This window comes from Candidatus Harpocratesius sp. (genome assembly GCF_054039255.1).
In genome coordinates, this window is sequence record NZ_JBPLBG010000071.1 from 185,467 (window position 1) to 204,730 (window position 19,264).

Annotated in this window: 17 protein-coding genes; 5 read left to right on the plus strand and 12 right to left on the minus strand. The window is 29.0% G+C overall.

Annotated elements, in window-relative coordinates; all coding sequences use genetic code 11:
- Positions 1-19: 19 nt before the first annotated feature.
- The 4 genes from ACXLDF_RS16065 to ACXLDF_RS16080 all read right to left on the minus strand — a co-directional run bounded on the left by ACXLDF_RS16065 (position 20) and on the right by ACXLDF_RS16080 (position 3,311).
- Positions 20-1,960, minus strand: coding sequence for an FtsX-like permease family protein (locus ACXLDF_RS16065; RefSeq protein WP_457559565.1), 1,941 nt, complete (start codon positions 1,958-1,960; stop codon positions 20-22).
- The gene (locus ACXLDF_RS16070; protein WP_457559566.1) at positions 1,960-2,760 is read right to left on the minus strand and encodes an ABC transporter ATP-binding protein; all 801 of its coding nucleotides are present in this window, start codon (positions 2,758-2,760) and stop codon (positions 1,960-1,962) included. The genes ACXLDF_RS16065 and ACXLDF_RS16070 overlap by 1 nt, the downstream gene beginning before the upstream one ends.
- A gap of 155 nt (positions 2,761-2,915) precedes the next feature.
- Entirely contained in the window at positions 2,916-3,149 is a 234-nt protein-coding gene (locus ACXLDF_RS16075) for a hypothetical protein (protein ID WP_457559567.1), read from the minus strand.
- A 27-nt stretch (positions 3,150-3,176) separates the two neighbouring features.
- Entirely contained in the window at positions 3,177-3,311 is a 135-nt protein-coding gene (locus tag ACXLDF_RS16080) for a hypothetical protein (protein WP_457559568.1), read from the minus strand.
- Between ACXLDF_RS16080 and ACXLDF_RS16085 the strand changes: the two genes are divergently transcribed.
- Together ACXLDF_RS16085 and ACXLDF_RS16090 are read left to right on the plus strand one after the other, a co-directional pair.
- On the plus strand, positions 3,310-4,359 hold the full coding sequence (locus ACXLDF_RS16085) for a DMT family transporter (RefSeq protein WP_457559569.1): 1,050 nt from the start codon (positions 3,310-3,312) through the stop codon (positions 4,357-4,359). The genes ACXLDF_RS16080 and ACXLDF_RS16085 overlap by 2 nt on opposite strands.
- A 94-nt stretch (positions 4,360-4,453) precedes the next feature.
- Positions 4,454-5,263, plus strand: a complete 810-nt coding sequence (locus tag ACXLDF_RS16090) for a response regulator (protein WP_457559570.1) — start codon at positions 4,454-4,456, stop codon at positions 5,261-5,263.
- Positions 5,264-5,266: 3 nt separating this feature from the next.
- Here the strand turns inward: ACXLDF_RS16090 and ACXLDF_RS16095 are convergent, their stop codons facing one another.
- The 3 genes from ACXLDF_RS16095 to ACXLDF_RS16105 all read right to left on the minus strand — a co-directional run bounded on the left by ACXLDF_RS16095 (position 5,267) and on the right by ACXLDF_RS16105 (position 6,164).
- Positions 5,267-5,584, minus strand: a complete 318-nt coding sequence (locus tag ACXLDF_RS16095; protein WP_457559571.1) for a hypothetical protein — start codon at positions 5,582-5,584, stop codon at positions 5,267-5,269.
- A gap of 163 nt (positions 5,585-5,747) precedes the next feature.
- On the minus strand, positions 5,748-5,912 hold the full coding sequence (locus tag ACXLDF_RS16100) for a hypothetical protein (RefSeq protein WP_457559572.1): 165 nt from the start codon (positions 5,910-5,912) through the stop codon (positions 5,748-5,750).
- A gap of 57 nt (positions 5,913-5,969) precedes the next feature.
- Entirely contained in the window at positions 5,970-6,164 is a 195-nt protein-coding gene (locus ACXLDF_RS16105; protein ID WP_457559573.1) for a hypothetical protein, read from the minus strand.
- 134 nt (positions 6,165-6,298) lie between these two features.
- Here ACXLDF_RS16105 and ACXLDF_RS16110 point away from each other — a divergent pair, with 134 nt between their 5' ends.
- A complete protein-coding gene (locus ACXLDF_RS16110; RefSeq protein WP_457559574.1) occupies positions 6,299-8,389 on the plus strand; it encodes a tetratricopeptide repeat protein in 2,091 nt (696 codons plus the stop codon).
- On the opposite strand, the gene ACXLDF_RS16115 is transcribed toward ACXLDF_RS16110, so the two are convergent.
- The 3 genes from ACXLDF_RS16115 to ACXLDF_RS16125 form a co-directional block, all read right to left on the minus strand.
- Positions 8,386-12,804, minus strand: a complete 4,419-nt coding sequence (locus tag ACXLDF_RS16115; RefSeq protein WP_457559575.1) for a hypothetical protein — start codon at positions 12,802-12,804, stop codon at positions 8,386-8,388. The genes ACXLDF_RS16110 and ACXLDF_RS16115 overlap by 4 nt on opposite strands.
- 126 nt (positions 12,805-12,930) lie before the next feature.
- The gene (locus ACXLDF_RS16120) at positions 12,931-13,740 is read right to left on the minus strand and encodes a hypothetical protein (RefSeq protein WP_457559576.1); all 810 of its coding nucleotides are present in this window, start codon (positions 13,738-13,740) and stop codon (positions 12,931-12,933) included.
- A 167-nt stretch (positions 13,741-13,907) separates the two neighbouring features.
- Entirely contained in the window at positions 13,908-14,702 is a 795-nt protein-coding gene (locus tag ACXLDF_RS16125; protein WP_457559577.1) for an undecaprenyl-diphosphate phosphatase, read from the minus strand.
- A 194-nt stretch (positions 14,703-14,896) separates the two neighbouring features.
- Between ACXLDF_RS16125 and ACXLDF_RS16130 the strand changes: the two genes are divergently transcribed.
- On the plus strand, positions 14,897-16,999 hold the full coding sequence (locus tag ACXLDF_RS16130) for a beta-glucosidase (protein WP_457559578.1): 2,103 nt from the start codon (positions 14,897-14,899) through the stop codon (positions 16,997-16,999).
- A 171-nt stretch (positions 17,000-17,170) separates the two neighbouring features.
- Here the strand turns inward: ACXLDF_RS16130 and ACXLDF_RS16135 are convergent, their stop codons facing one another.
- Both ACXLDF_RS16135 and ACXLDF_RS16140 read right to left on the minus strand, forming a co-directional pair.
- Positions 17,171-17,668 carry a YigZ family protein gene (locus ACXLDF_RS16135; RefSeq protein ID WP_457559579.1) on the minus strand — a complete coding sequence of 166 codons (498 nt, stop codon included), beginning with the start codon at positions 17,666-17,668 and terminating at the stop codon, positions 17,171-17,173.
- Positions 17,649-18,650, minus strand: a complete 1,002-nt coding sequence (locus ACXLDF_RS16140) for a diacylglycerol/lipid kinase family protein (RefSeq protein ID WP_457559580.1) — start codon at positions 18,648-18,650, stop codon at positions 17,649-17,651. Before ACXLDF_RS16140 ends, ACXLDF_RS16135 begins: the two co-directional genes overlap by 20 nt.
- A 262-nt stretch (positions 18,651-18,912) precedes the next feature.
- Here ACXLDF_RS16140 and ACXLDF_RS16145 point away from each other — a divergent pair, with 262 nt between their 5' ends.
- On the plus strand, positions 18,913-19,200 hold the full coding sequence (locus ACXLDF_RS16145; RefSeq protein ID WP_457559581.1) for a histone: 288 nt from the start codon (positions 18,913-18,915) through the stop codon (positions 19,198-19,200).
- Positions 19,201-19,264 lie beyond the last annotated feature (64 nt).

A 19,264-nucleotide genomic window follows, 5' to 3' on the forward strand; every position in this document is an offset into this window, starting at 1 on the left:
AAACGAGATCCCTTGATCTTTACGCAGAAATAGACAAATAATCAATATATTTCTTAAATCGGAACATTCTGGAAATCCCCATAGCCAATCCTATGAATAATATCATCATTCCAAAAAGAATACTTAAGGGAACCAAAATACTCGGACGAATTGCATTTTGCATTAAAAATAGGGAAGTGAAAAACATAGCACTAATGAATCCAAGAATAACTCCTATTCCACTAAAAAATAGCAATTCAAAGAAAATTGTTTTACGAAGTGTCCAGAATCGTGCCCCTAAGGATAAAAGAATCGCATAATCCTTTTTATCTTCATGTATTCGACCTCGTTCAAAATTGTATAAATTATAACTAACAACTATACTCATTAATGCGATCAAGCTTAATAACGATAGAGTGTTAATTTGAAGAGATTTCATATTCTTTGAAAAGATAGAACTTAAATCAACAATTCCAAAATTACTCCCCATTTTAGCCTTCACAAGAGTGTCCAATCCTTCTAAAAATGAATTTTGAATATTATTTTCTGCTGAAAACATGAGAGAACTATAATCAATTAGAATTAAATTAATATAATTTGGTCGTTTCAAGGTCTCTTGGAGAGTATTCAAATAAATGTAGGCAGAATTTCCATGATTGAACGTATCAAACACAACTGCATTTACTTTAAGTCGATAAGTCCGATTTGTATCAAGACTCGAATATATCAACCATTGTACATATGGATTTTCATAAATTTCACCTGCTAATGTATCACCGATTGCCACCCCATACTGATAATTAAGCAACGCTCCTTCATAATACCAATCTTGAAAAGTTTGGTTAAAGATGACTCCTTGAATTGGGATTGTTCTAGAATCTTTACCTCCAATAAGAACATATTCTTGATACTCAATTCCTGTTGAAAGATTTACATAAGTTTGTAAAACAACACCAGGATCTTCAGTAATAGTTTGAACTGTAAAAAGTCTGGCATCAAAACCATTTATATCATAATGATCTAAATAATTACTTAAATCTGATGAAAAATCTGTTAGATTCGAATTAATATCAAGAAAATCTTTTTCCAATAAAGGTGAAACATCTGAATTCGTAAAACTGGAATATCCATTTGCATATGTCTTTAATAAAGTATTCTCTCCTATCGCAACAACATAATCACTTTGCGCTTTTGCAATATAATTTTGTCCAGTCGAATTAATAATGACTAATCCAAATAAACTTGAGAATACAATCAAATTTGCAATCGATATTAGCCATAGTGTTTGGCGAACTTTATATTTTTTTCGTAGTACATTTCTTACTGCTAAATTTATAGAAGATGATCGTTTTGCAAGCCATTTCTGTATTGCAGGTTGAATCTTCCAGTTTGTTTCTGCTTTGATTATTCCACTTTTTGCTTCACTATATGTAATCCTTCCAATTTTTCGAATTTCCCATCCATTTACCATAAAAGTAGCAAAGAGCATTCCTGCAAAAAATAAAAATGAAAATGTTTGATCAGAATTCCAAGAAACAATAGAGATAATAGGACTTAAAATTAAGTAAATCGCTAAATATATAAAAAAAGCAAAAACCCATGCTAAAAGAAAACTTATTATAACTAAAAATAACAATTCAGAAAGGTAGAAACTGTATAAATGAGAAGGATAAGTCCCTATTGCCTTCATAATTGCAATATCTTTTTTTCTATCTTGGATAATCGCATGATTATTTAAAAGAATAATTGAAATGGCTAAAATTGAAGTAATTATAAAAAGAAAGAAATAAAATTGAGTTATTATTTCATATATTGTATAATTTAACATCTGAATGGAACTCGGCATAAAGAGAAATCCAAATCCTCTTATCACATTCCAAAATACGAAAAACAATGTAAAAATTGAAATAGAATTTCGAAAATAAGCACGAGTCTGCTCTGAATGTCGAAATATATCTTTTAATGCAAAACTAAACCCCACTATATCGCCTCATTTAATTCTTTATCTGTTTCTTGAAAAGTTACTTCTCTAATTACTTCATCTTTGAGAAATTTTCCTTCTGCCATTTCTAAAATTCGATGTGCATGTTTGATCAATTTCTCATCATGAGTGGCAACGATTATGGTTTTTCCTTGTTTTCTTAATGTCTCAAAAAGTCTTCCAATAAACTCAGCATTTGTTTTATCTAAATTTGCAGTTGGTTCGTCTGCTAAAATTATGGGCGGATCTAAAGCTAAAGCTCTTGCAATTGCAATTCTTTGTTGTTCTCCTGCACTAAGTTGAAAAGGGAGATGATCCGCCCGAGCAGATAATCCTACTTTAGTTAAAAGATTCTGAGCACGAGTTAAACTCTCATCTGCATCAAATTCACATAATTGCATGGGAAATAATATATTTTCAATAGCAGTTAGAGAAGAAATCAAATTATAATTCTGAAAGACAATTCCTACATTAAAAATTCTAAAAGTAGCAAGTGTTTCTTGATCAAAATATGATAGATCTACATGACTTAAAATTACATTACCTGAACTTGGAAGGTCAAGACCCCCCAAAAGATGTAAAAAGGTGGTTTTTCCTGCACCACTTTCTCCTACAATCGCGATATATTCATGTTGTTTAATAGATAGACTAATTTTATCTACAGCATGGATAACATTATTATTAATTTCAAAATTTTTTGTTAATTGATTTGTTTGAATAAAAGGTGTAGTTGGTTTATACTCTAATTCTGGAATTTGGACTAAAATTTCTTTATATTCTTCTAAGCGTGTTTTTTTCAAAGTTATAACCATGGATCTTTTTATTATTACTAATGTGATATAAGCACGATTCTTTTTCTATTTTTTATTTTTCACCTTAAGGAGCATATCCAACGGCTTGGTGTTCCCTTTGAATTCCAGATAAATTTAAATTGGTTTCCTTCAAAGGTTCATTCTCACTCCAATTTAAGATCAAAATAAAAGTGGTAATCTGAAGAAAATTGGGGATTCATTACAACAAACGGAAATTGAATTTCGTTTAATTCGGTATAATCGATAATCATTGGATCAGATAAGTCAGATAATAATGTTTCATCAACAAATACATCTAACCAATCAGGTTTTTTCTCGATTTTTATGCGTAACAGCCCCTTATCTTCTTGTGCTTCTTGAACTGACAGCGGAACCACTTCGTATGGAAAAAAATTCCCCATTGTTCAACCTAATTTACATGAAGTAATTATTGCAATAGCAATATGGCCATCTGAATCACTTTTTTGCTCTTCACTCATTTCACGCAATTCAGATTTCATATATTCAATAAATGGGATCGTAAAATACCATTTTACCATGTTAAAAAACTCCTATTTGATTCTAAATAATATTTTAATTATAATTCAATTTTCATTAATTATTATTATACTTTCTTATGAAAAGAAATTAATTGTCACAAGTTTTTCATTAGATATGGCGGGCGAAATTTTAGCATTATCAGCTACCCTCTCATTTGTGGCATCAAATATACTCTTTAGAAAATGTGATCATGAAGTTTCTCCAATATTCATTAATACATTTCGAACTTTTATTGGTGTTCTAACTTTTATCATTATAGCCTGGTTTGCAGGCATATTATCATCAATTTTTCTTCTTTCATGGGAATTGTGGCTTTTACTTATTCTTAGTTTCATATTCGGACAAGTTATAGGAGATACAAGTTATTTTACAGCTCAAAAAGAATTAGGGCCTACAAAAGCTTTAGCAATTTCAATGACTTATCCTTTATTCTCTTTTGTGCTATCTTTGATATTCTTAAATGAAACATTTAATTGGTCGATAATTGTGTCTTTTTTATTTATTTCGGCAGGTGTTTTCATTATTTCTAAAGAACAAATGAAAATTCAAACAGAAACCATAAAATCCAATTTATTATCAAAAAACACTAAGAAAAAAGCATTTTTTTCTGTTTTATTTGCATTTTTAGCGAGTTTAGGATGGGCTTCAGGCTTGGTAATTATTGATTTTGCTACAAATAAAATTAATGACCAGCTAGATTTAGGCCCTTACAGTAGTATATTAGGCAATGTGATCAGGTTTCCTGCTGCTTTTTTGATTTTAACAACTTTACTTTATTCTACTGAGAAAAAAGCAGTGCGAAAAATTTCTAAAACTTCATATGGATGGTTAATTGCTGCTTCATTAATAGGAACTTCATTAGGTGCTTTTTTATATACAGAAGCTGCTCGAGTTGCTGGTGCAACAATTATGTCTTTAATGGCCAGTGCCAATCCACTCTTTTCAATTCCTCTTGCATATTTGATAAATAAAGAAAAAATTACAAAAATAACATTTTTTGGAGTAATTCTAATTATAATTGGAGTTGTGATTATTATTATAAGATAAGTAAAATTAACAAAGTAAAAATTATTAGAACAAAGGCTCAAATAATTAACTAATTAAAGATAATTTGATGAATGATATTAGGAGAATTATTACTATGCAAAAAATTTTGATAATTGAGGACACATTATACATTAAACAATCTTTACGAAAACTACTGAATGAAGCAGGATTTAAAGAAATTTTTGAGAGCGATAATGAAAAAGAAACTTTAGATATATGTAGAAACGAGAATATTAATCTTATAATTTTTGATATATGTATTCAAAATGTAGATTGGCTTCAATTATTAAGATATTTCATCGAATTTAAACCTCAAATAAAAATCCTTGTTCTTTCAAGGTTAGAAAATCGTGAAAATATAATAAAAGCATTATATACTGGTGCTATAGATTATATTATTTCTCCATTAAATGAAAAACAATTTCTTCGTAAAATTCAAAGAATTCTTTCTTTAAAAGACAATCCAACTGAAAAAGAATTTCTACTATCATTTATCATACAAATAATTGAAGATATAGAAATATATATTGATTCATCAATACAAACGAATATTCAAAACCAAATTGTAAACATTTTTCGCACACTTGAAAATGATTATCCAAAAACATTTCATTTTGGTGAAGATAAAAAACAAATTCAGCTAATCCATGAAGAAAATTTAACAATTGATCTTTTAAATAACATTTTAATTAAAATCTTAGAAAAATGTAAAGAAAAAGTTGAAAATTATCTTCCTTATGCTATAAACATATTTATTGAGGCATTTAGATTTACTTATTTAAAAAATAGGCGCCATATTAAGAAATTGAAATATATAATAAAGTATCCGAGTTGGCTTAGTAAAGAAGTTAAATATATTGATGAATTACTGGATTTTCTTTTTGAAAAAAAAAAAAATAATTAAATCCTACTCATCTATTTCTTGGATCTTATCATCTTCATCTGATAGATCATTATTTTCTTGGTTTTGGGAATTAAGAGATTCCTTTTTTCTTTCTCTTTCACGAGCATAAATATACTCTTTGATCCATTCAAAACGATTCTCTTTTTCTTGTGAGCGAATATAAAAAACTCCCAGAGTAATTCCTAATAATCCCACAATTAAATATAAGTATCCAGGAAAATCATTAATGGCAAAAATGACCAAAAGGAGAACAACTATAATCAAACCACCTAAAAAGATAGTTTTCTCTTCTTGTTTTAGGTCTCTATTATTATCAGACATAGTGATTTACCTTAAAGATATGTTATTTCATATACATACAAAATATTAAAATTACTAGTTAAAATTCTATAATTCATTATGATTTTAAAAGTATCACTTCTTTCTAATTTGAATGTTCATTTATTCATGAAAATGAATAATAAAAGAAGAAAAATAATGAAAATTATTTTTGGTGGCGAGCATTTAAGAGATCATCATATATCTTTTCAATAAAAGAAATATAATTCAATGCAATTTTTGATTCATTTTTTATTGAATTTAGTAAGTTTTTTCTAATTGGATTAATTTTATCTTTTAAATTAGTCGTAAATTTATTTTTTTGGCTCAAAATTATCCCTCCTTATTTTCCAAGCAAAATAATTAAAAAAAAAATACTATATAATTATCAAAGGTTTTGAGTTGAAACTTGAGTAAGCTGCATATTCCTATATGATCCACGAATATCTGTGAAATATAAAAATATGATAAATAATAACATATAAGTTCCAAATAGATATGTAATTACTGGGGCAACAGAATAGAATAAGAGTGATACAAACAACCCTATTATTGTAACAATAATCCCGATTTTGTATTTCATAATTTCCACTAATATTTATTGTCGGGCACTTTCTTAAAAATATAAGTAAATTACTTCCCATACCATACTAAAATATATATTTACCATTTTCTTTAACTTAAATGCAAACAATTTAATCCAGAGAAATTTATACAATGAATCCTGAATTTAGTTCATATTTATTGAAAAAAGAAAAAGAACTCTTAAATAACCCAGGAAAGGTTGAATCTGAAATTCAAAAAAGATTACCTTTAGCGAAAAATTTAGAAGAAAAACTTCATATGTTAAATCTACTTGGAAGATCTTTAGTTAATCAATCTAAGTTTTCATCTGCAAAAGATATTTACTTTCAAATTTATGATCACGCTGTGAAAAACAGTCTTTCAGAATTTGAAGCTGATGCATTACAAGGATTAGCAATTATTGAAATTGAAAGAGGAGAACTACAAAAGGCAGAAATTCACTCAAAAAATGCATTACGAATTTATCAGAGTCTTGGTTTTTCAGAAGAAGAAGCAAAGACTGCAAGTATTTTAGGATCATTATTTTATTCTCAAAAAAAACTTGATATAGCTTTGAAATATTTAGATTCAATTCAAATTAATCAATTTCAACATAATATTCCATTAATATTACAAATATTGATAAATAAGGGATTAATTTATCGAAAAATGCAAAAATTGATGAAATCTTATAAAATATTACTTAAGGCGTTAAATTTAGCAAAATCTGAAAGAAATTGTTTGTGGAAATGTATAATATATTATAACTTAGCTGAAACTAAATTACAAATAGGAGACTATCAAGAAGCTAATCAGTTTTTCCAGGAAGGAATTGATTTTGCAATCCATCATCAAGATCTTCGGTCGCAAGCAATGTTAAGCGTAGGTCAAGCACATCTCCTTTTATTATTAGGAAAATACTATAAGGCTAATCAATTACTTAATAATGCAATCACAATCTATCGTGAAATTGAAGATCCAATTGGATATTCAAAAGCTTTATTTTATTCTGCAAAATTTTGGGAAATTAAAGCACAATATTTACGAGCGAGAGATTTTTTGAATAAAGCGATTAATATCATTGAGGAAACAGAAAATTATGAATTATTATCAGAAATATATATTTTTTTAGCTGAAATTGAAGAAAGACTTGGGGAAACAAAAAAATCTTATGAAAATTTAAAAATTGCAGATGGTTTTTCAAAAAAATATAAATTAATTTTAATTCATATTCAAATCCTTTTTTTTCGAGCAAAAAAAACTATGGAAAATGGGAATAATTACGAAACAGAATTCTTGTTATCAGAGGCGAGATTTATTAGCCAAAAAGAAAATCATCTTTTATATCAAATAATTTCTGATTTACTATTAGTTCGTAATTTATATTTCCAATTATATCAAAAAATGGAAAGATTTCAATTGGAAAAAGATATATTTTTCAATAAAATTCTTAAAATTCTAGATAATACTTTAGAAACGTCACATCAGATTAATCAAATAATTTTAACACTGTTTATTGAAGAAATTTCAATTATGACTAAAATTGCATTTGGTAAAGGGGATAACATTAAAAAGAAATTGGAGGATAATTTAAAACGATCTCAAGAATTACAACTTGATTTTTACTACCAATTAAATAATGAGATAATAAATTTTGTTTTTCCAAATAATTCTCTTGATTTAATAAAAAATGGTATTGAAGGATATTTGATCCACAAAATTATCAATTTATTGCAAGATCCAATATATCCATTTAAGGAATCGCCATTTTTAGATAAAGATATTGACGAAATCGCCATTGTTGTTTATAAAATAGATGAAAAAATTGGACCAATGATATACAAAACAATAAATTTAGATATAGCAGAACCAATTTACCAGGCAAAAGTTTTGCATTCTGGAAGTCTATACTCTATTACTCTAGGTCAAGGTCAGCTATATCATCAAGGATTATTTGGTCCATTACCGTTTATTAATACAGATAAATCTGCTTTAATTTACAGTCAAACAATAAAAGACATTACCCAAAAGGAAAAACGAACAAAAAAACATGCATACTTTTTATTTGCATTAGTCTATCCTGAAAATTTAAATGTAATATTTTATGAAAGAAATAAACTGAGCCAAATTTTTATGAATGAATTAAAAAGAATTGATGAAGCAAGAGATATAACTTATGATTTTCTTGAAAATTTGTTAAAAACTATTAAGATTGCATATACTGAAAAAGAAAAAGAGAATTAAGTTAACTCTTGTAATAATGGTTCCAAAAAAGGATTCTGAGTTTTTTTAAAAACTTTCTTAACATGCTTCTTGAGTAGTTTTTTATATTCTGCTTTCTTTTGAATAAGTACTCGACAAGCAGGGAGAATGTTCTTAATAATTTCAGAATAATTTGTACGTAGGAAATTCGATATAATATGTAGATAAATTGTACTATATTGAGAATATTGATTAATAAGATTAATTATATTTTGAGAAACTAATATTTGTATTTCAATTGATTGATCTGCAGACATTCTAAGAACAATTTGATTAACTTTTTCAACAATTTCTAAAGAAACAGGAAGATTATTAATAATATTGAGGATAAGTTCCAGAGAATCCCTCCGTATCTCATGGTCATCCTTTTTAGTTAGAGAAAATAAATTTTGAAGAAAAAGTGCAATCAGTGAATTATCCTGGCGAAATATCTTGAAAATAATATTAAAGACTAATTGTCGGATTTCTGTGAAATTACTAGTTGTTAAATTGAATATTATTGGAAAAAGTGTACTGATTTGAATTTTATTCTCCCATAAACGGGCAATTTGTTCTGCCATAATTTTTTGAACAGAAAAGTGAGTAGAATTAGAAAATCTATAAAGAATTACCAGTTCTTCACCAAATTTCTTCTGATTAAAATCAATAAAATTGAAAAGAAGCGAAACAGCTTGTGAGGCAAGAGATTCATCAGGTTCTCGAGATAATTGTTCTAATATTTTTAAAGAAACAGGAAAATTCGGTTGGATCAAAAGGATTGTTTGTAAATGTGCAATAATAATAGCGCGAATTTGTATAGGGGCTAAAGGTGAATAAGAATCATAAAAAGCACGATATAATAAAGTCCGGACGATTCTTGCTTCAGATCTTTTATCATTCGCACTAATTGTTGGAAATGCACGCAAAATAATACCCAATGAATCAATGGCCTGAGCTTTTACATCAATACTTGATGATCTTAGTTGTTTCGAGAATAAAGAAATACTTTCTCTGTTGTTTATCTCAATAGAAAGAGAAGTAAAGAACTTCATTGCAGATGATTTAATCTTAGGATCTCTTGAATGTCGAATTGTGTGAATCAAAAATTCGCGAATTTTACCTTCATCTGAAAATCCAATCATTAACAATTGAAGGGATTTTAAAAGAAATCTCTGAATTTCAGGATTTGGATCTTTCATGCAAAAAAGCATAAATGGATTTAAAACATCTTTATAGGGAATAATTAAAATTGATTTCTGCTTCTGAAAATCAAGCAGAGAAATACTAGAAAGATAATATTGTTCATTATTTGAGATCGTTTCGGTTAAAAATACTAAAAGGTTTCCCTTTTCAATTGCTGTTAATTGAGATTTAAATTTTAAAAGATTAAAACCAATCTGAAAAAGATTGTGATGAGAATCTCCTGCAATTTTTAATAATTTCGGAAGATATTTTATCAAAACACCAGCACTATGATATTTTATTTTTGAAAAATCATTATGAACTAAATTTACAAATTGTGAAATAGAGAAATCGATGCCAACTGTTCGTTCTAAGCTTAATTCTTCATAAACGATTCTTGCATAAAATTCAAATTTTTTTGCAATGCTTAAATCACTTTCCAAATTTTGATGACTTTTGGAAAATTGAATAAGAATTGGATATTTATCTGGAATATAGTAAGTTAAATCATATAAAAGGGCAGCAACTGAATCAAAAAGAGTGAAAGCGGAATGAAAACGAGTAAATCCAAATAAAGTTGTCTTATCATCTTGTAAATTTTGAATGACAGAAAGGTTAACTTTATTTTCAGTAGTATCAAATGATTGTTGCATTAAAATTGAAAAAAGATCAATATCATCAACATAAGGAATAATTGAGGGAATGATCTGTGATAAAATATTCAAAAGATCGACTCTTATTTCCAAATCCAATGGAGTTTTTAATAAAACAGCAATATCGTTAAGAAGATATTCAGGATCTCCATCTTTGAAAAAACGATAAACTTGATGCCGAATTTCAGAATGAGGATCAACAATTAAATATGTAAACAATCGATGAAATCGAGAATCTTTATAAATATCAAGACGTGTTTGCGCAATTACAATTAATGATGAAATAACTGCTTTTCGTACTTGTATTTCTTCAGCTTGAATGTTTTGAAGTAAATAAGGATAGATATGATCAAAAAACTGATATATTGAAATGGGTGAGGTCATTGCCCCACAAGCAATAAGAGCATCTGCTTTGATTCTATAGTTATAACTTTCCAAATAAATTTTAAGGTAATCGAAAAATTGCATAAACCACTCAGGACGCAGCAAATTAAACTGAACAACACCACCAATTTTCTCTTGAATAATTGGTTCTTCATTTAACGTAATTTGATTAAATTCTTTCATCAAATCAGGAATTAAAGTAATATCAATTGTGACAAAACGAACAAAAGCATGTAATGCATTCTGAACCAATTCAACATCCATTTGGGTAAGGAATTTACGTAAAGAAGAGATTATTGATAATTTTTCATTTTGAAGAAATTTAGGAAATTGAGTAATAAAATTTAACCCTAGCAAAATTTCAAAGCGATGAGTTGATTGAATAAAAGATAAAACTAAATTTTGAGTTAGTTCAGGAAAATATCTGCGTAGACTACTAAGAAAATCAGTAAGCTGGGAGAATATTTTCTTGTTATAGGATTTTAGAGATATCTTTTTCAATGTTTCTAAAAAAACATACAATTCTGTACGACTAAGCAATTTTGTCGATTTTAAAATTTGATTTAATACTTGAAAGCCCATTTTTATGGATTGTGGTGATTCTTTAGCAATTAATCGATATGCAAGTTGCAATTGTTGGGAAAAACCGAAATATCCAAGTAATAGTGAAGAATTTTGAATAAAATTTTGGTGGATTTCAGGATCCTCATCAAAAATAAATGAAGAAAATATATCTGCAAGTTGTTGCTTGGCATTTTCAGATATTTTTGGATCAAGTTTAATATAATCGAGAAGATGCTTAAACAATTTTAATCGTATTTGCGGATCGTTATGATTCATATATTTCTGAAAAATGGAAAAATCTTCAGAAATAATCGCCTGATTTAAAATTAACTTTTCCATCTGTTGTTTTATTGATTTATTCACAAAAATAAAATTAATTAAAAAGAAAAGATTTATAGATTTCTCAATTAATAGCGGTATAGCAAAAATCCGTAGCAAAAGAATCTGATCTTCTACTTTTCGAGTGCTTAAAGGAAAACCAATTGAATTTAAAAATTTTGTTGGAAACGTATATGGAAAGCTTACAATAGTATTTATGAAAATTGAAAAAGCAATACCAGTAATAATATAAGCAGCAAATAATACCATTTTTGGGGTGTTAAGAGGTTCTTTACTCAGAAATTTTGCATAGAATCCGACAATTCCAAAAATAATAGTTGTAAATATAAAACTAGTGAAACCTAGGGGAAATATGGCAAAAAAGGCTAAAATTGATTCAATTTGTTCTTGTGTAAACCAGTTGCTATGTTCTTTGATAAAATTAAATATAATTGGCCAAAAATCCCCTTGAGCGGCTACCGGATTTAATGCTGTATCAGGACGGGCATCAAATATCAAAATTAAATATTTCCCAAAAGAATAAATCGTACTAATAATACCTAAAATCGCAATGTAATAAAAGAAAGCAGACTTCTTATCTTTTTTTAAGTTAATTTTCCTTCCACGATAAAAAGATTGTGCAATTCCTATCTGAGAATAATAAGAAAGGTAAAAAATTGGTCCCAGCATAATCCAAACCAAAAAGATTAAAACAACAAGCCAAATTTTTGCATTAGAAGGCAATCCTGTCCAAAACTGTAAAGATATTTTTGTAGTAATGAGAGGAGCAAGAAGAACAACCACAAAAAAGACAATAAGAGCCATTATATAACTCCAAGGTGGGTGAAATCGATCAATAAATGTTTTTTCAATCCACCTTTGAATCTCCATAGGGCCATCTTGGGAAGGTTGAGCCAATAAAATGTACTCAATAAAAGAATAAAAAATCGCAAAACTTCCCATAATTAGCAGAATCGTGGGTAGGAAAACAGGAAATTGAAATGTTGCAATAAGTTGATTGTAATTGGAAAATTCTCGCCTAAAATTATTAATATAATAAAGAGCATTTACAGCGATCATTGATGAAAGCAATGCAAAAATAAAAGTTACAGTGCAGGCAACCATTAATGAATATGCGAATGAACTCATAAAATTACTACTTTTCTGAAGAAATTTATAATTTGGAGCAGTTTTTAGTTCGGCCCGTGAATGAATCATCATTCGAATAAAAATAATCAACCCAATTAATGTATTAAATCCAATCAAAATAGAATTAAGATGATTCAGTAAGAATTCTCCAAATTGTAAAATAATCATTAAATTCAAGAACATTTCAATCTGAATTAATCTTGGATGGAATCCTTAAAATTATTTTTATCATGATGAAAAATAGGTAATCAAATAACAAAAAATGATGAATACATAAGTGATTGATCAAGATTTTTAATTTTTTAATTGATTTTGAAGTTCTTTATATTTTTTTTCAAATAAATCTGCTCTTGCTTTCTCTTGGTCTGCTCTTGCTTTCTCCTTCTCCATTTTTGTGAAATATCTTTTTAAGACAGTTGGTTTTATTATGATAATTCGATATAAACTTAGATTCCCTTCATGTTTTTCCTTTAATTTCATAATTCCTAACCTAAAATTAAGAATTGGACGTAAATCAATAACAACAGAAGGATTTTTGCACAAAGTTTCCTCATTTATAGTTGTTTCTCTTACTTCCACTATTTTATAATCACCTGTTGATTGAAGAATATATGCTCGTAAAAATGGAGGTTTATAGATTGCAGAGGCTACATGGTAGGCACTAAATACCACATAAATAGGAATCTTCAGTAATTTACAGTAATCAACATGTTCTCCAACATCAGCCCGCCATGTACTTTTGGAGAGAATATTTATGACCATTGTTGGTACTCTATTTTGGTATAACTGGGCTTTATATGATGATAAAGTATAAGGTATCGATAATCCTTTAAAAAATGAGATATCAAATTGTAAATCAATTTCTTGATTTTCAATAATAAAATAATGATGTAAATCCCAAATAACACGATTATCCTCTTTAAAATTTGTATTTAAAACATTATAAAGATATGAAACCTCAGCAGAATGGGGTTCACTTTCACGACGTCCCAAACGCGGAGTATTTGGATCGAATAAATCAGGAGGTGCATTTTCAATCCGAGTGCTTCTAAACTTTTTTGTTGCTTTTTGTGGAAGAGGGACAGTTTTTATTTGATCTTGCAAAAAATATCACTTCTTTTTAATATACTTAATTATATTTAAAGAAAATTTGATTATATAAATTAATCTCCTTCAAAATTTTTTACTTTTTTTATTATTAATCAAAAAATGATATTTTTTCTCAATATTATTAGAATTAAAAGAAAAGAGATCAAATATAAAGGCAATATTTAAAAAATCGATAATAAAATTACTAAAAGGATAGTTATTCCTCCTAAAATAAAGCAAATTAAATCAAATGACAGTTTTCGCGCCATTCGCAAAAGAAAACCCATACTCAAATAACCTACTAAAGCTGTAATAAGAATCAAGATTAAAAATTCTCCATTTAGTGCAAATGAATATTCTTGTGTAAAAAACAGATCAAATAATACTGCTCCAATTACAGCTGGTAAACTTATGATAAAGCTCATATAAAAAGCATCTTCCTTCTTATATCCTCGAAGAAGGAGATATGTAACAGTTGTTCCTGAACGACTGATACCAGGAAGGATAGCAAAACCTTGACAAACACCTAGAAAAATTTCATCTTTAATACTTCGTTCAGAAAAGGAAATTTTATCTGTTGCTTTAATCTTTCCTGTTTTTAAAAGTGTTCCAGTAATTAACAAGGTGACTCCAATTAAAAATGTTAGAATCATTCCTGTCATTGCATTACTACTTAAGAAATCATTTAATAAAAGATACAAGGGGATTCCAAAAATTCCAGTTGATATAGTGGCAAGAATTAAAAATCTTAATACATCTCGGTTTTTTGTTATTGATTCCCAGTAATCGCGCCAATATTTTACGAAAACAGCAAATGCAGTCCCTAAATGAAAATATAGTGCTAAACGAAATGCTGATGCTTCTGATTCATGAAAAAGATTAACAGAAAATAAAAGTAGAAATCCTTCACTACTTACCGGTAACCATTCTAAAATACCTTGAATGAATGCTAAAATAACTTCTTGCCAAAAATTCATAATTTTCTCAGTTATCTGCAAAGTGCGATTCCTTTAAAATACTGTTGTTCTACCATTTTGCAAATTATGTTAGAAAATTCAATGTAGATAAGTGACAATATAGATACGATTCCATTTTTTCAACACTTGAAAAAGGAGAGAAGAAAAAGAAGATATTTACCAAGTTGTGAGTTAATGATCCTCAGTTGAATATTATGAAGAATGATCATGATAATTTTGATTATAACCCACTAATAAACGAACAGATCGAAATTCTATTAAGCAAATTAACTCTTAATGAAAAAATTCAACTACTTAGAGGAAAAGACTTTTGGACTACTAATTCTATTGATCGAATAGGCTTACCTTCTTTTGGAATGACAGATGGACCTTTAGGAGTGGCCTATCATTCAAGTAGGAAAGGAATTCGTACTCGGTTTCCTGCAACAATTGGATTAGCTGCGACATGGAACCGTGATTTGGCATTTCAAATGGGTAAAGCTATGGGTGAAGAAGTTAAGCTTTCAGGGCGTCATCAATTACTTGCACCAGGAATTAATCTAATTAGGAGTCCTTTATGTGGGCGAAATTTCGAATATCTAAGTGAAGATCCTTTTCTTTCTTCTGAAATTGGAGCAGAATTAGTTAAAGGTATTCAATCAGAAAGAATTGCTGCTTGTGTGAAGCATTATGTTGCTAATAATTCAGAAACTAAGCGTATGAAAATCAGTGTTGAAATCGATGAACGTACATTATTTGAAATCTATATACGTAATTTTAGGAGAGTTATAAAAAAATCTGATCCATGGGGAATAATGGCTTCATATAATAAAATAAATGGAGTCTATGCTGCAGAAAATCAATTTCTTCTTCAAACTGTATTACGAGAACAATTAGGATTTACTGGACACGTGGTTTCTGATTGGGGAGCTGCAAATTGGACTAAGGGGGCTGCAAGTTGCATTAAAGCAGGATTAAATTTAGAAATGCCAAGTTGGAGTAAAACATTAACACCGAAAAAAATATTAAAAGCACTACGAGAGAATGAAATCTCCCAATCAGACATTGATTTTGCTCTTAGACCGATGCTTCAAACGTTTTTCCGAGTAGGTTTATTGAATGATAAAAATATCTTAATGGATAGAATTCCGAAAGTTATTGATGATCCTTCACATCAAAATGTTGCTCAACGAATTGCTGAAGAAAGTATGGTGTTATTAAAGAATGAAAATAATCTTCTACCGTTTTCATTATCGGATATGAAAAAAATCGCAATTATTGGGCCAAATGCGAATAAGAAATTTGGAAAACCCTTCCAAGGGGGAAGTTCAGCCGCAGTTCCCCCCTTTTTTATCACTCCCAAAGAAGGAATCATTAAATATATCAATAATTATAATGAAAAAGCAAAAAAAAGTGAAGAGATCAAAATCATAGATAAATTTGATAATATTGATGAAGCTGATGCAGTGTTATTGGTTCTGGGTTTAGATCATGGCGGAAATATGTTCAGAAATATAATTTTTGGTGTTGATGGTGATACAGAAGGTTCAGATAGGAAAAATTTTGCTCTTTCTGAAAAACAAGAAAATCTTATTTATGATACAGTTGCAAAAAATCCTAATACTGTTGTTATTTTGATTGCAGGGAGTCCTGTGGATATATTTCGCTGGTATGATGATCTACCAACTATACTTAATGCATTTTATCCTGGTATGATGGGAGGTAAAGCACTGGCTCGGATTATTTTTGGTGAATTATCCCCTTCAGGAAAGCTTCCAGTAACTTACCCAAAATACCTAAAGGATCATCCTGCACATCAATCTCAAAACACATTCCCTGGAGATTTAAAGGCGAAGAAAATATATTATAATGAAGGTATCTACATCGGTTATCGTTATTTTGATAAATATAGTATTGATCCACTATTTCCCTTCGGTTATGGCTTATCATATACCACTTTTTCAATTCGAGATATAGCATGCAATAATGAAATATGTACAAAAGAAAAGCCAGTGCTTATTAAAGGAACAATTGAGAATACAGGAAAATATTCAGGAGCGGAAGTAATTCAAGTATACGTCGAACCAATTCACTCAAATGTCGAAAGAGCACAAAAAGAATTACAAGGATTTACGAAAATTTGGTTGAATCCAGAAGAACAAAAGAAATTTGAAATTGAAGTAGAATCAGATTCATTTAGATATTATTCTGAAGAAAAACACGCATTTATTGAAGAACCAGGCGAATACACATTATGGATTGGAACATCATCTCGAAATCTTCCTTTTTCAATTCCAATCCGTTATTTAGAAGCATAAAACTTACATTTTCTTATTTTATTTCTTTTTTTATTTGGTATGTAAAATTACCAAAAAATTAATTGAAATGAAGGAAAATTCGAATTGACACTATTTTCTTTGTGCGAATAAGTTTTACTAAATAAAATCCTCGAAAATCCCTAACAATCGTTCATAGAATATACTATATTATTACTTTTTTTCACTGTTCGCAGGTTGAATTCCAAGTTGGTCGATAATGTGAATAGTTGCATTTCCATAGGCTCTTACTAATCCACCTTTTCCTAATTTTATTCCACCGAAATACCTAATTACAAGCACAAGTATATTAACTAATCTCCTTTTTTCTAGCACAAATAAAATTGGATCTCCAGCTGTACCTGTAGGTTCTCCATCATCAGACGAATTTTGAATTATCCCCCCAGATTCAAAAATACGATATGCATAACAATAATGATTGGCTTTCCGATGCTTTTTTTTCATTCTTTCTAAAAAAAAAGGAACTTCACGTTCAGAAAAAACACTAGTAGCAACGGCAATGAATTTGGATTTCTTAATATAAATTGGAAAACTTTCGCCAGATTGCTGGAGCATCTGATAATTGGTCGAATCTCGGGACTTTTTACCGATTTTCTTTTGTTTTCTAAACTTTTGCGAATCTTTTCGTTTTTTAATAATAATCAATTCCACTTTTCTTTAGTTGTTCTACATATTTAAAGAATTTTTTTCCATAACGTTCTTTAAACCACATTTCAGCTTCATTCTCTCGCGGTTTAATGAAAATATAACCATCCTTTATACACTCGTATTGAATAGGAAGATTCCCTATGATTTCACCATCGACTTGGGCAATGTAGGAAGGATCATCTTGAGAAACCATTTCGATCTTAACTGTACGACTGATAAATTCTTTTATATGTGGATCTGGATGTAAAGTTTTAGAATACATTGTGTTAAATTTATAAAGTAACTCAAATCTACCCATATTTACCATAGAAATGTGAAATAATCCATCATGAACATCAGCCTTTGGACACATATACATAAAGCCTCCATATGTTGGTCCATTGCCTACTGCTACCAAATTGCATACACCTTCATAGGTTTCGTTATCTAAAGTAAGGCGTATTTGTTGTTTTTTAAAACCAAAAACAGTTCTTACAACTGAAGCAATGTAATTCCATGTTCCAGGTAGCATTTTTGAACCTTCATTGGTTCGTTTAGTTACTTCAGCATCAAATCCTTGGCTTCCAATTCCTAAAAAGTACCGTTTTTCACCAGTTGAATTTAGAGATAAGCCAATATCGATAGGTCCACTTTCACCTGATGCAATTATTTCACAAGCGCGCTTTACTTGTTTTGGTGCATATCCTACAGCACCAGGAATATCATTCCCAGTTCCAATTGGAATAAACCCCAATAAAGCATTAGTTTTTGATGCAATTACACCATTTAATACTTCATTACATGTTCCATCTCCACCAGCTGCAATAACACGATATCCATCTTTAGCTAAAGTCTCACCTAATTCAATAGCATGGCCAAAATGTTCAGTTTTGAATAAATCAAAGGAAACATTCAAATCTTCAAGAGTTTTTACTGCAAGATCAAATTGTTTTTTGGTCTTTCCTGCAGCTGCAATGGGATTATTAATAATTGCATAATCTTTCATATACAAATTATACTTGGTCCTTGAAGTATAAATGAATTCACATCTTATGATGCACGGACTCATTTGGATAATTAATTTAAAAATCATAGTCGTTATTTGTCGGGAAAAATTCTAAGGAGATAGAAAAGGATGGAAGGAATTTCACCCAAAGGCGACAACATTTAAAAGTGCAAAATGAGTTAATCAAAATAAGGAGTATATGAAGTTAACTCCTTTTTGCGGAGAATTTTTTTTATCATAGATCAACCAAAAGTGATATATTATGGCTAAGAAAAAAGTAAATAAAGCAAAACCAAAAAAGAAAGCTGCACCCAAAAAAGCGGCTTCTAAGAAGAAACACCCACCCAAGAGTGGAGGACATATCGCAAAAGCACCTATTAGGCGATTAATGAAAGCAGAAGGGGCAGAATTAGTTGCAGAAGATGCAGTAACCATGTTGATTAAGCAACTAGAAAAAGTTGGAACAAAAGTAACTAAAGATGCTTTGAAAATTGTTAAAGCTGAAAAGCGAAAACGAATAACAGCTGCAGATATTTTGGCGGCCCAATAAATACAATTTTATATATTTTATGCGTATTAGTTTTTTTTCTTGTTATTTCATGTATTTTTCATTT